This is a genomic window from Caldifarcimen microaerophilum, assembly GCF_055387105.1.
In genome coordinates, this window is the sequence record NZ_AP038914.1 from 510,970 (window position 1) to 523,259 (window position 12,290).

The window sequence follows — 12,290 nt, forward strand, 5'->3', positions numbered from 1 at the left end:
CGCCACGTTTTGGCACGGAAAGGGGTGGCGGCCCGATTTGGGAAGGCCCAAAAATCACCGGGGAAGGATAAGCACTTTCCGTCCCTTTTCCACTTCAAACACAAGCCCCGGAGCCCGGGGCTCCGGGAGGACCCGGCCCAGGAGATCCACCACCCGTTTCTCTCTGGGCCGGGGAGCCAGGTTGGTCCTTTCCGAAACAATCCCGGAGACCCCGCCCGACAGCGCGGTGAGGGATGTGCAGGAGGAATCCACCCAACCATGCCCGATCGTGCCGCCCTGGGTGAACACGACCCAGAACCCTCCTTTCGGGTGGGGGGCGGGCCCGGACGTTCACTCGGGCACTCCCACCATGACACCGCACACAAAAGAGCCCGAATCCTCCGACCTGACCCATCCGGAAAAACGGACAGACACCTTGCCAGCACCCTCCTTCCGTGTGGCAACCGACGGCCGGGTGGGTGGGTCTTCTTGACAAATCCTTCAAAGGCAATCAAAATCATGCCATGGCTTTGAAGCGGTTCGGGTGGCACAGGGGGTCTGGACCCTTCCTCTGGCTTGTCTGGTCTTCCGGGTGTGTCTATCCCCTGAACGGTGAAATGCCGACTCCCTGCCATCTTGACAGGTCCCGGTGGATTGGATACAATATGGACCGACACGGGCGGGAGTAGCTCAGTGGTAGAGCACCAGCTTGCCATGCTGGGGGTCGCGGGTTCGAATCCCGTCTCCCGCTCGTTTTTTCTTCAAGGGGGTATCCTTGACGCACCGTCCCGAAGAATTCAACGTCCGCCTTCAAAAAGTTCAGACCCTCCGGGAATGGGGGCTTGAGCCCTACGCCTATCGCTTTGATCCCACCCACACCCTGAAGCAGGTTCAGGAGGCCTTTGACACCCTGATGGAGGCCGGCACCCCCGTCCGTGTGGCCGGACGGGTGATGGCCAAACGGGTGTTCGGCAAACTCGCGTTCGCCCATATTCAGGAAGACGGTGTCCGCCTCCAGATCGCCCTGGAACGAAACACCACCCGCTCCCCCGTGGAACAGGAACCCAACGCCGTCAAGTTCTTCAAGAAGTTCGTGGACCTGGGGGACTGGATCGGTGTGAGCGGAACCCTTTTCCGAACCCAGAAAGGCGAACCCACCCTCCGGGTGGAAGCCCTCACCCTCCTCGCCAAGAGCCTTCTGCCTCTGCCGGAGAAGTGGCACGGCCTCCAGGATGTGGAAACGCGTTATCGCCAGCGCTATCTCGACCTCATCGCCCGCCCCGAAGCCCTGGAGATCTTCCGAACCCGCACCCGGATTCTGAACTTCTTCCGGGAATACCTGGCGGGACTGGGCTTCCTGGAGGTGGAAACCCCCGAACTCCAGCCCGTATACGGCGGTGCCGCCGCCCGTCCCTTTGAAACCTATGCCCACGCCCTGGAAAGCAAACTGTACCTTCGCATCGCCACCGAACTCTATCTCAAACGCCTGATTGTGGCCGGCTATCCCCGGGTGTTTGAGGTGGGCAAAGACTTCCGCAACGAGGGGATTGACCGTCTCCATTTCCCCGAATTCACCATGCTGGAAGCCTATGCCGCCTTCTGGGACTACACCGACTGGATGAACGTTACCGAAGACCTTCTGTCCCGGCTCGCCCTCGCCCTCCACGGGTCCTATGAGGTCACCTTTCAGGGCCAGACCCTGTCCTTCCGTCCCCCTTTCCGCCGGATCTCCTTCATGGAAGCCCTCCGGGAGCACACCGGTGCCGACCTCCTGGAGGTCTCCGAAGAACGCCTCCACGCCATCGCCCGGGAAAAAGGGCTGGAGCACCCGGAGAAACACACCCGTGCCAAACTTCTGGACAAACTCTTTGACCTTCTCGTGGGAGACCACATCACCCATCCCACCTTCGTGATGGACCACCCCAAAATCCTTTCCCCCCTTGCCAAGGCCCACCGAACCGACCCCCGCCTCACGGAACGCTTTGAGCTTTTTGTCGCCGGGATGGAGGTGGCCAACGCCTTCAGCGAGCTCAACGATCCCCTGGATCAGCGGGAGCGCTTTGAGGCTCAGCTCCGGGAAAAGGAAAAAGACCCCGAAATCCCTGCAGAAATCGACGAGGACTTTCTCACCGCTCTGGAGCACGGGATGCCTCCCACCGGGGGCATCGGGTATGGGATGGATCGAATCGTGATGATCTTCACGGATCAGCCGTCCATCCGGGACGTGATCCTCTTTCCGCAACTCAGACCGAGGGAGGGATAAAATGTTCAGGAAACTCAAAGGACTTCTCTGGCCGGCAGGGGCCCTGGCCACCCTGGCCGCGGGCTTTTTCCTGGGCCTCTCCATTGAAGGGGAAGAGGCCGCCCGGCTCCGGAAAACCAACCGGCTGCTGGGTGAGGTCATCCGGTATGTGGACCAGTTCTATGTGGAGGACGTGGACGTTCCGGAGATGGTGGAGACGGGCATCGCCCGCATGGTGAACAGTCTGGATCCCTTCTCTGAATTCCTGAAACCTGAAACCCGGGAGGAGTGGGACATCGCCACCCACGGAGAATACGGCGGGCTGGGGATCGTGATTTCCTCCCAGAACGGCGTGCTCACCGTGATCAGTGTGATGGAAGGCACCCCGGCCTATCGGGCTGGCATCCGTCCCGGCGACCGGATCGTGGAGGTGGACGGGGAATCCACGGAAGGGTGGTCCAGCCGGGACGCCGTCAAGCACCTCCGGGGTGAACCCGGAAGCCAGGTGACCCTCAAAATCGCCCGACCGGGACTGGACGACCTCATCGAAATGACGCTGACCCGGGAAAAGATCGAACTCCACACCGTGCCGTATGCGGCCCTCCTTCCGGGAAAGGTGGGGTATGTTCGGCTTTCTTCCTTCTCCGAAACGGCCTATGAGGAGCTCCGGAACGCTGTGGACAGCCTCCTCCAGGCGGGGGCACAAAAGCTGGTGCTGGACCTCCGGGACAACGGAGGCGGTCTCCTGAACCAGGCGGTGGATGTCCTGTCCCTTTTCCTCCCTCCCCGGAGTCTCGCGGTCTACACCCAGAGCCGGATCGAGCAGTTCAACGAAGAGTTCCGGACCTTCCGCCCCACGCTGGTCCCGGACACCATGCCGGTGGCGGTTCTGGTGAACCGGAGTTCCGCAAGCGCCACCGAGATCGTCTCCGGTGCCCTTCAGGATTATGACCGGGCCGTGATCATCGGGGACACCACCTTCGGGAAAGGTTCCGTCCAGCGAATTTTCTCCCTGTCCGAGGGCTATGCCCTCAAGCTCACCATCGCCAAATATTACACCCCCTCCGGACGCTCCATCCACCGCGCCTTCCACAAAGGGGACCAGAAAGACACCCTGGAATACCACACCCTGGTCCTGAAACGCCCTGTGTATGGGGGAGGCGGGATCGCACCGGATGTGGAACTCCGGCCTCCGGAGATCCCCCGGTTCGTCCTGTCCGCGCTGGGCAAAAACCTGTTCTTCCAGTTCGCCGTGGACTATGCTGGCAAGCACCCCAGACCGGCCTCTCCCGATGACCTCTCCCTTTCGTCTCAGGAACTGGAAGCCTTCCGGCAATATCTGCAGGAAAACGGAATCGATTTCTCCTCCTGCGACTGGGATCAGGCCCGGGACTGGGTGGAACGCTATCTGCTTCAGGAAATTGCCGAAAAGTATTTTGGCATGAAGGGGCGCTACGCGGTGATGCTCCGCACCGATCCCGTGATGGACTCCACCCTGAAGATCCTGTCAGAGTTCCGCAATCTGCAGGATCTCCGCGCCTGGCTCTCAGGCTCCTGAGGGGCAACCGTGGCACCGCTTCAGACCCGCTGGATTCCCTGGGCGGACCTGCGTCATGTCTGGGAGGAACTGCGGGCTTCCTGGGAACTCCCCCAAACCTATGCCACCGCCTCCTTTTTTCTGGATTTCTTCCACGAACTTCCCCGGTTGTCCGTGGAGGTCCTCACGGTGGAAGCGGGTGGGCGCCGTCTCGCGGTGTTCCCTCTGGCCCGGCGGAAGCGTCTGGGGGTCTACCGAGAAGGTCACGCTCTCCCCTGGAACATGCCCGGAGGGGTGTGGATCTCACCCGCGGTTCCGGAGGCTCGCCGGATGGAGATCCTGGGAGAGATCCAGCGCAGCCTCCGACGTTTTCAATATTTCACCTTTCTGGACCGGTACGGAACGGTTGGACTGGCCTGGTCTTTTCCCAACCGGGAGGTGGTCCACCATGTCCTCCCCGCGGAGGCTGTCCCGTCTCCGTCTGCCCGGCGGACGGTGGACCGGGCCCGGGACCACTACACCGTTCGCACGCTGGATGGCGAAGCCTTCGCCGAACTCTATCCCCTCTACGTGGCCTTTCAGAAAATGAAACGGACCCCCCACCTGGATCGGGTGTTTTTCGACACCTTTTTCCGCACGATTCCGGAAGAGAACCGGATTGCGCTGGGACTTGTTCGGGATGGTGCCTGGGCGGGAGGCCTGCTGGGCGTGGGGGACGGGGAAGAAGCCCTGCTCCACACCATCTTCCTGGACCCTGTGGCCCGAAAGGAAGGGGGGTTTCATCTGCTGGTGGTCGAAGCCGCCCGCCTTGCCCGGGAAAAGGGCTTCCGCCGGGTGGACCTCGGGCATCACCCGTCCGGGCAGCCGGGGCTGGATCTTGTGAAAAACCTGCTGGGCGCGGAGGAGGAACGCGTCTTCCTCCACCTGTTCCCGGCCTGGATGTTCAACCTGAGAGGAGCGGGGAACCGTGTGTGGTATCGTCGGCGTGTACGCCCGTAAGGAAGGGCTGGATCTCAAGCGCATCCTTCACCTGGCCCTCTTCTCCCTCCAGCACCGCGGTCAGGAGGCCGCGGGATTCGTGGTATCCGACGGACACCGGGTCCAGGGATTCAAAGATCTGGGGTCGGTGGAAGCGGTGTTCTCCCGCGCACCGGAACCCGCACTCCAGGCGGTGATGGGCATCGCCCACACCCGCTATTCCACGGCGGGGGGAAGCCGGGCCTGGCAGAACGCCCAGCCCCTCTGGGTGTATCACCGGGGGAAACCTCTCGTGATTGCCCACAACGGACATCTCCACCGGGCCCCTCATCTCCGGGAAGGGATGGAAAACCGGGGGGAGATTTTCTTCACCACCTCGGACACGGAAGTGTTCCTCCGCCTGTATGCCCGGACCACCGGAGACCCTCCTGAACGTCTCCGCGGTCTTGCCCGGGATCTCCCCGCCGCCTACAGCATCATCCTCCAGGACGGTGAGCGGCTCCTTGCCTTCCGGGACGCCTTCGGATTCCGGCCCTTGGTGATGGGCGTGTATGAGGATTTTTATCTGTTTGCTTCGGAACCCGGCGCCTTTTATGAACTGGGCGATCCCCTCTTCTGGGAGGAGATTCGTCCGGGTGAGGTGGTGTGGGTGGAAAAGGGCGAACTCCACAGGAACATGTACAAGAAGGCGCGAAAACCGGCTCCCTGCGTGTTTGAACTCATCTACTTCTCCCGTCCCGACGGCGTGTTTTCGGACGTCTCCGTGTATGCCTTCCGGGAGCGTTCTGGCGAACTCCTGGCACAACGGGAAACCCGCTCCATTGACGTTGTGGTGCCGGTGCCGGATTCGGGGCTTGCGGCAGCGGTGGGGTATGCCCGGGCGCTTGGAAAGCCCCTGCGATTCGGCCTTGTGCGCAGTCACTATGCCGGACGGACGTTCATCCGCCCCACGCAGGCGGAGCGGGCCCGTTCCGTGCGACGCAAACTCATCCCCATCCGGGAGGTGCTGGAGGGGAAATCGGTTGCGGTGGTGGACGACTCCATTGTCCGGGGAACCACATCCCGCCGGATCGTGGAACTCCTCCGGGCGTATGGTGCCCGGGAGGTCCACTTCCGTGTGGCTTCTCCCCCCATCGTGGCCCCCTGTCACTTCGGGATCGACATTCCCACCCATGAAGAGCTCGTGGCCTACCGGAACGATCCGGAGGGGGTGGCCCGGGGAATCGGGGCGGATTCGGTGGTGTATCTCTCCGTGGAGGATCTCCAGCAGGCCGCGGGCCGCAACGATTTCTGTTTCGGGTGTTTCACAGACCGGTATCCCGAAGGCAGCCTCTGACATCCCCCGTTGACAGATTGATGGGCAAGGTGTACGCTTTGGGCAAAGGCCATGCGGTGTCCGTTCTGTCACGCTCCCGTTCCGGAAGGAGGTCGCTTTTGCCCCTCCTGCGGTCAGCGTGTGGAGGAGGTCCGGGAGAGCTTTGTTCCCGTGACCGTGCTGTATGTGGATCTCTCGGGATACACCCGTCTGGTTCAGGACCGATCCCCCGAAGAAGTGGCCGAAATCATGGAGGGCTTCTTCCGCATCGTGGAAGAGGAAGTGAACCGAACCGGGGGATTTCTCTATCAGCGCCTGGGCGACGGCGCCCTGTGCATTTTCGGATATCCTCATCCCCTGGAAGACGAAGCCGAACGGGCCCTCATGACCTGCTGCGCCCTGAAAGACCGGACGGGCGAACTTCCAGAAGGGCTGTCCGTCCACGGGGGCGTGGCCACCGGAAAAGTGCTGGTGGTGTCGGGACGGGAGGTCCGCTTTGTGGGCACCCCCATGAACCTGGCGGCCCGGCTCCAGGACGTTGCGCCCCCCGGAACCTTCCTGGTGGACGAAACCACCTACCGTCTGACCCATCACGCCTACACCCTGACCCCCGCCGGAGAGATCTCCCTTCAGGGACTTGACTCCCAGCGCATCTATGCCCTGCAGAGCGTTCGGGAACAGGGGCTCACCTGGCGAAAAGAAAACCTTCCCCGGGACGTGTTTGTGGGCAGAACCCGAGAACTCCTGGACCTCCTGTCCTCCCGGGAGCACTTTCTTCAAAACCCTCAGCCCCACGTCATTCGCATCATCGGTGAGCCCGGAGTGGGGAAAACCCGGCTTGTGGTGGAGTTCCTCAAAGCCCTTTCCCCGGATGAACGGGTGGTCATCGCCCGGGCCCTCCCCTACGGCATGCCGCCTTTTGGGCCTCTCATCTATGCCCTGCGACGCCTGTCCTCCTCCGAAAAAGTCGGAGAGCGAACCCACAACCCCCTGTTCCAGGCAGCACCGTCCGCTCTTGTCGAAATCCAGAAAGCCCTTTCTCCCGATATGCTCCTCGCCCCGGACGAAGCCTTCCGGATCTTCCTCCAGACCTACCGGGAATTGCTCACCCGGCCCACCCTTTTTATTCTGGAGGATGCCCAGTGGGCGGACACCTTCACCCACCGGGTGATCACCACCCTTCTGCGTCAGGGGCTTCCGGTGTTCCTCATCCTGATCGCCCGGAAACCTCTGCGGGAAGACACCATCTGGCGGGAAACCCTGCAGGAGATGGAACGGGAGTTTCCCGCCCTGGTGTTCCGGCTGAGGCCGCTCACCCCCGAAGACGTCCGAACCTGGTGGGAGGCGGTGTGGGGCACGCGCCTTTCTGAGGAACGCCTGCAATCCATCCTCAAGCTCACGGGCGGTCTTCCCCTTCTTCTGGAGGAATATGCCCGGCATCTCCAGGAACGCCCGGACGACCCGACCCCTCCGCGACATCTGGAAGAGCTCTTCCTATCCCGGATTTCCCGGCTTCCTCCGGAAAGTCAAACCCTTCTGGACATGGCTTCCCTGGTGGGCCAGATCTTCTTCCGGGAACCCCTGGAACAGGCCCTGGCATGGGACCGGGACACCTTCGAGAGAGCCCTTGTCCCCCTTCTGGCCCAGAACCTCGTCATCCGGAGAACGGTTCGACAGCGGGAAGACTGGGAAGAACTGGCTTTCCGGCATATCCTTCTTCAGGAAACCGTGTTCCGGAGTCTTCCCCGGACCCGCCGTCGGGAGCTCGCCCGCAAGCTTCTCCGGGTGTTTCAACAGGAGGAGGTTCCCACCCTCCAGCACACCCAGATGCTGGCACGGTTTGCCTGTTTCGCCGAAGACGCCACTCAGTTCCGCGATGCCCTGTTCAGGACGATCCAAAGCCTTTCTTCTGCCGGTGCGTGGCGGGAACTGCTAGATTTCCTTGATGAATTTCCGGACCTTGACCGGCTCCTGTCCCGGGAGGACCTGGGGGAGATCGGAACCTACCGGGCGGAGGCATGGCTGGAGATGGGCGATCACGAGGCCGCCCGCTCGCAGCTTGAGCAAAACCGGGAGCTCGTGGGCGAGAAACCCCGGGATCAGATCCTCCTCGGGACCCTCCTGGAGCACGAAAGCCGCTATGAGGATGCGCTCAACGTCCTGGAGCGCATCCAGACCACAAACCTCAACGAAGAACGGAAACGTCTCCAGGAACTGATCTGGGTCAATTACCTGATGGGGAGATTCAGGGAGGTGGAGCGCCTGTGGGAAGTCTGCAACGCCCTCCCTCCCCCCGAACACCCCCTGGACCGTGCACGGCTTCTCAACCTTCGGGCCAACACCCTCCCGGAGAAGCGGGGGAAAACCATTTTTACCCTGCGAAGGGAGGTGCTTGAAATCGCGCTGGCCCACGGGTACGCGTCCATGGAAATGACCATTCGCAACAACATGGCGGGGCTTGCGGCAAGGGGACACATCGGGGAGGCCCTCCTCCACCTGGAACGGTCTCTGGAACTTGCCCGAAAAATCGGCAATCCCCTGGGAGAAGCCATCACCCTGTATAACCTGGGGGAGACCCATTACACCATCGGGGCGTTTCAGGAGGCCCACGCCCATCTGGACGCCTATCTCTCCCTGAGTGCCCGGATCCACAATCGTCTGGGCTTTGTTTATGGCCACTTTGTGAAAGGAACGCTCGCCCGGGAGGAAGGCGACCTCCAGGAGGCTCTCCACCACTTCCAGCAGGCCAGTTCCTGGGCTCACAGGCTCCAGAGCGATGCCCTGCGTGCCATGGTTTTATTTGCATACGCCTGGCTCCTTCTCGAGATGGACCGGGCCGCTGGAGGGGAACTTGCCCGGTGGGCGTGGCCCCGCTGGGATGTCTTCGAACAGACCTTCTTCCTGTGGCGGTGGGGGGAACACCCGGCGGTTCAGCGATGGGTCCCCCACCCCCGCCCCGGCGTGGAGGATCTTCTCCGCGCCTCCTTGCCCCACCTGGCCTGGAACACCTGGCTGGACTGGTTTCTTGAAGTGATGGAGCGGGAACCCGCCTGGCAACCTCGACTTTTGTGGAAAGCGCGCCTCATCGCCCGGTTCGTGTACAGGAACACCCCGGAATCCCTCCGCCACCACCTGGAGCACCACCCCAGGTATGGCCTCCTTCTCTGAAAAAACAAAGGGGGGAGCGGCCGCTCCCCCCGGATCGTTCAGGCACCGCCTGCGATCAGTGAAGAAGCCCCAGGCGCTTCCGGACTTTCTTCGCTTCGTCCTCGTTGAAGTTCACAAGTTCCAGCATGGCCATCTCGGCACCGTCGCCCTTGCGGGGTTCCAGCCGATAGAACCGCACGAACCCGCTGTTCCGATCAGCAAACAGCCCGGGGAAAACCTCAAACACATAGTTGGTGAACACACGGTCCACCAGAAAACGCCGGGCCTGCCTGCGAGAGGCAAGATCTCCCTTTCGGGCAAGGGTAATCATTTTCTCCGCATAGCGCCGGACCTCTTTCGCTTTGGCCAGGGTGGTGGTGATCCGGCCATACAGGAAAAGGGAACGAACCTGATTCCGGAGCAGAGCCCTCCGGTGCTCATGATCCCGACCGAGTTTGCGTCCCCGCTTAAGATGCCTCATGGGCTTCCTCCTTCAACCTGAGACCCTTGCGTTCCAGCGCCTCCCGGATCTCGTCCAGAGCTTTTTCTCCGATTTTGGGAAGGGCAAGCACCTCGCTGGCCGAGAGGTTCACAAGCTGTCCCACCGTTGTGATGCCCGCATCCTCCAGTGCACGGGCGACGCGAGCCGAAAGCCCGAGGGTACCGATGGGTTCATCGGACGCTTCCACCTGCGCGCGGGAGACAAACTGGATGCGTTCAAAGGCATCCGACAGGGTCCGCGCCGCATGGAGAAAGGCATCCTCCGGGTCCACCGTCCCGTCCGTCCAGACCTCCAGCACCAGCTGATCATAGTCCGTGCGGGCGCCCACCCGGGTACCTTCCACTGTGAAGTTCACCTTGCGAACCGGGGAAAACAGGGCATCGGTGAGGATGTACATCTGCGGCAGGTCCTGAATCTCCGGGAACTCCTGATCCAGCTCCTCCGCGGGAACATAGCCGATTCCCTCATACACCCACATCTCAATCCGCAGAACCGCCCCCTCGTCCGTGAGGGTGGCAATGTGCTGGTCGGGATTGGCGATTTCCAGTTCTCCGGGCAGTTCCAGGTCCGCCGCCGTCACCTCCCCCGCACCCCGCTTGTTCAGAAACACCTCCGCCTTGCCCGTGAATCCACCGGCTTTCCGAAAGCGAAGGCGTTTCAGGTTCAGGATCAGGGTGGGAACGTCCTCCAGCATACCGGAAATGGTGGAGAACTCGTGGAGGACCGGTCCGTCCGTTCCCTCAATCCGAACGGCCACCACCGCAAGCCCCGGAATGGAGGAAAGGATCACCCGCCGCAGGGCGTTACCCAGGGTGTGACCGTAGCCCCGGGAAAGGGGACGGATCACGAACCGCCCATACCCATCCTTCTTCTCCACAACCAGCGTTTCTTCCGGAAAAACGAGTTGCATCGCGTTCCCCCTTACTTGGAGTAGAGCTCGATGATGAGCCGTTCGTTAATGGGATGGGTGATGTCCGCACGGACCGGAAGCCGTTCCACACGCCCGCGGAAATGGTCTTTGTCCACCGAAAGCCAGGGCACCACCTCGTCCGGACGGATGGCTTCAAAGGCCTCCTGAACAAAGGGATTGTTGCGCATCCTGGGGGCAAGCTCCACCACATCGCCGATCCGGACAAGATAGGAAGGAATGTCCACCTTCCGGCCATTCACCAGCACGTGCCCGTGCCGCACAAGCTGGCGTGCCTGGGACCGGGACGAGGCAAATCCCAGACGATACACCACGTTGTCCAGGCGCCGCTCCAGAAGGGACAGAAGGTTTTCCCCCGTGTTTCCGCCCATCCGGCGAGCCATTTCAAAATAGCGACGGAACTGTCCTTCCAGCACACCATAAATCCGCTTCACCTTCTGCTTCTCACGAAGCTGCAGACCATAGATGGAGAGTTTCCGGCGGCGGCGAGAGGGACCGTGCTGGCCCGGAGGATATTTCCTCCTCTCCAGCGGACACTTGGGCGAAAAGCACTTGGCCCCTTTCAAAAAGAGTTTTTCTCCTTCCCGACGACAGAGCCTGCACTTGGGTCCGGTGTACCGTGCCATCACACCCTCCTGCGTTTCGGGGGACGGGGTCCGTTGTGGGGAATGGGGGTCACATCCACAATGGCCGTGATCTGAAGCCCCGCGCTCGCAAGGGCACGAATGGCCGCCTCACGACCGGGACCGGGACCTTTCACCCGCACCTCCACCTGGCGCACCCCCAGGGCATAGGCCTCTTCCGCCGCACGACGGGCGGCAAGGGATGCAGCAAACGGGGTTCCCTTCCGGGTTCCCTTGAATCCGGCCGTACCCCCGCTCGCCCAGGAGATGGTGTTGCCCCGGGTGTCGGTGATGGTCACGATGGTGTTGTTGAAAGTGGACTGAATGTGGGCAATCCCCACAGGCTCTATGTGTTTGGCGCGTTTACGCTTGAGCGCTGCCTGACTGGGTCCCCGACGACGTCTTGCCATTGCGCGATCTCCTTATCCTTTTCGACTCCGACGAAACATGTTCCCCCGCGGCCCCTTCCGGGTCCGGGCGTTGTGACGGGTCCGCTGTCCACGCACGGGAAGGCCCAGCTTGTGACGGATTCCACGGTAGCAGCCGATCTCGATGAGTCGCTGAATGTTCCGCTGAACCTCGGCCCGGAGGGCACCTTCCACCTTGTAGTTGTTCTCCACTTCCTGCCGCAGGAGGGTCACCTCTTCCGGGGTGAGATCCTTCACCCGCTTGGAGGGATCCACACCGGTTTTCTCAAGGATTTTCCGGGAGGTGCTCCATCCGATGCCATAAATATAGGTCAGCGCAACATCAATGCGCTTGTTCCGGGGAAGATCCACACCTGCGATGCGAGCCATCCTCTCACCCCTGTCTCTGTTTGTGCTTCGGGTTGCGTTTGCAGATCACATACACCCGACCTTTCCGCCGGATAATCCGGCAGTGTTCACACATCTTTTTGACCGATGCACGAACCTTCATGTCATAACCTCTCGGTTCATATAAACCCATCCAACCAGGGGAGAGCGCGATTGTTCGAGGAAGCCCCATTGATACAAAACTTAAAAAAAGCAAGTGAGGATTGCGCGAGAGGAAGGAGGGG

12 protein-coding genes and 1 tRNA gene are annotated in these 12,290 nt (G+C 61.6%); 6 read left to right on the forward strand and 7 right to left on the reverse strand.

Features of this window, described 5'->3' with window-relative positions:
• Window positions 1–54: 54 nt before the first annotated feature.
• Window positions 55–288, reverse strand: coding sequence for a hypothetical protein (locus AC6HU3_RS02375; RefSeq protein ID WP_497474338.1), 234 nt, complete (start codon window positions 286–288; stop codon window positions 55–57).
• A 370-nt stretch (window positions 289–658) separates the two neighbouring features.
• On the opposite strand from AC6HU3_RS02375, the gene AC6HU3_RS02380 reads away from it, so the two are divergent.
• The 6 genes from AC6HU3_RS02380 (at window position 659) to AC6HU3_RS02405 (ending at window position 9,219) form a co-directional block, all read left to right on the forward strand.
• Window positions 659–730, forward strand: a tRNA-Gly gene (locus AC6HU3_RS02380).
• A gap of 24 nt (window positions 731–754) precedes the next feature.
• Window positions 755–2,242 carry a lysine--tRNA ligase gene (lysS, locus tag AC6HU3_RS02385; RefSeq protein WP_497474340.1) on the forward strand — a complete coding sequence of 496 codons (1,488 nt, stop codon included), beginning with the start codon at window positions 755–757 and terminating at the stop codon, window positions 2,240–2,242.
• A 1-nt stretch (window position 2,243) separates the two neighbouring features.
• Window positions 2,244–3,779: a S41 family peptidase gene (locus AC6HU3_RS02390; protein WP_497474342.1), complete on the forward strand. Its 1,536-nt coding sequence runs from the start codon at window positions 2,244–2,246 to the stop codon at window positions 3,777–3,779.
• Between the two features lie 9 nt (window positions 3,780–3,788).
• Window positions 3,789–4,757 carry a GNAT family N-acetyltransferase gene (locus tag AC6HU3_RS02395; protein ID WP_497474344.1) on the forward strand — a complete coding sequence of 323 codons (969 nt, stop codon included), beginning with the start codon at window positions 3,789–3,791 and terminating at the stop codon, window positions 4,755–4,757.
• A complete protein-coding gene (purF, locus tag AC6HU3_RS02400) occupies window positions 4,726–6,072 on the forward strand; it encodes an amidophosphoribosyltransferase (protein WP_497474345.1) in 1,347 nt (448 codons plus the stop codon). Before AC6HU3_RS02395 ends, purF begins: the two co-directional genes overlap by 32 nt.
• Window positions 6,073–6,123: 51 nt before the next feature.
• The gene (locus tag AC6HU3_RS02405) at window positions 6,124–9,219 is read left to right on the forward strand and encodes an ATP-binding protein (protein WP_497474347.1); all 3,096 of its coding nucleotides are present in this window, start codon (window positions 6,124–6,126) and stop codon (window positions 9,217–9,219) included.
• 55 nt (window positions 9,220–9,274) lie between these two features.
• On the opposite strand, the gene rplQ is transcribed toward AC6HU3_RS02405, so the two are convergent.
• The 6 genes from rplQ to rpmJ are packed head-to-tail and all read right to left on the reverse strand — an operon-like array spanning window position 9,275 to window position 12,169.
• Window positions 9,275–9,679: a 50S ribosomal protein L17 gene (gene rplQ / locus AC6HU3_RS02410; protein WP_497474349.1), complete on the reverse strand. Its 405-nt coding sequence runs from the start codon at window positions 9,677–9,679 to the stop codon at window positions 9,275–9,277.
• Window positions 9,666–10,610 (reverse strand): DNA-directed RNA polymerase subunit alpha, encoded by a 945-nt coding sequence (locus AC6HU3_RS02415; protein ID WP_497474350.1) that lies wholly within the window; start codon window positions 10,608–10,610, stop codon window positions 9,666–9,668. The genes rplQ and AC6HU3_RS02415 overlap by 14 nt, the downstream gene beginning before the upstream one ends.
• Window positions 10,611–10,621: 11 nt before the next feature.
• Window positions 10,622–11,254, reverse strand: a complete 633-nt coding sequence (rpsD, locus tag AC6HU3_RS02420; RefSeq protein ID WP_497474352.1) for a 30S ribosomal protein S4 — start codon at window positions 11,252–11,254, stop codon at window positions 10,622–10,624.
• Entirely contained in the window at window positions 11,254–11,661 is a 408-nt protein-coding gene (gene rpsK / locus AC6HU3_RS02425; protein ID WP_497474354.1) for a 30S ribosomal protein S11, read from the reverse strand. Before rpsK ends, rpsD begins: the two co-directional genes overlap by 1 nt.
• A gap of 12 nt (window positions 11,662–11,673) precedes the next feature.
• A complete protein-coding gene (gene rpsM / locus AC6HU3_RS02430; RefSeq protein ID WP_497474356.1) occupies window positions 11,674–12,048 on the reverse strand; it encodes a 30S ribosomal protein S13 in 375 nt (124 codons plus the stop codon).
• Window positions 12,049–12,052: 4 nt separating this feature from the next.
• Window positions 12,053–12,169 (reverse strand): 50S ribosomal protein L36, encoded by a 117-nt coding sequence (rpmJ, locus tag AC6HU3_RS02435; RefSeq protein WP_497474359.1) that lies wholly within the window; start codon window positions 12,167–12,169, stop codon window positions 12,053–12,055.
• Window positions 12,170–12,290 lie beyond the last annotated feature (121 nt).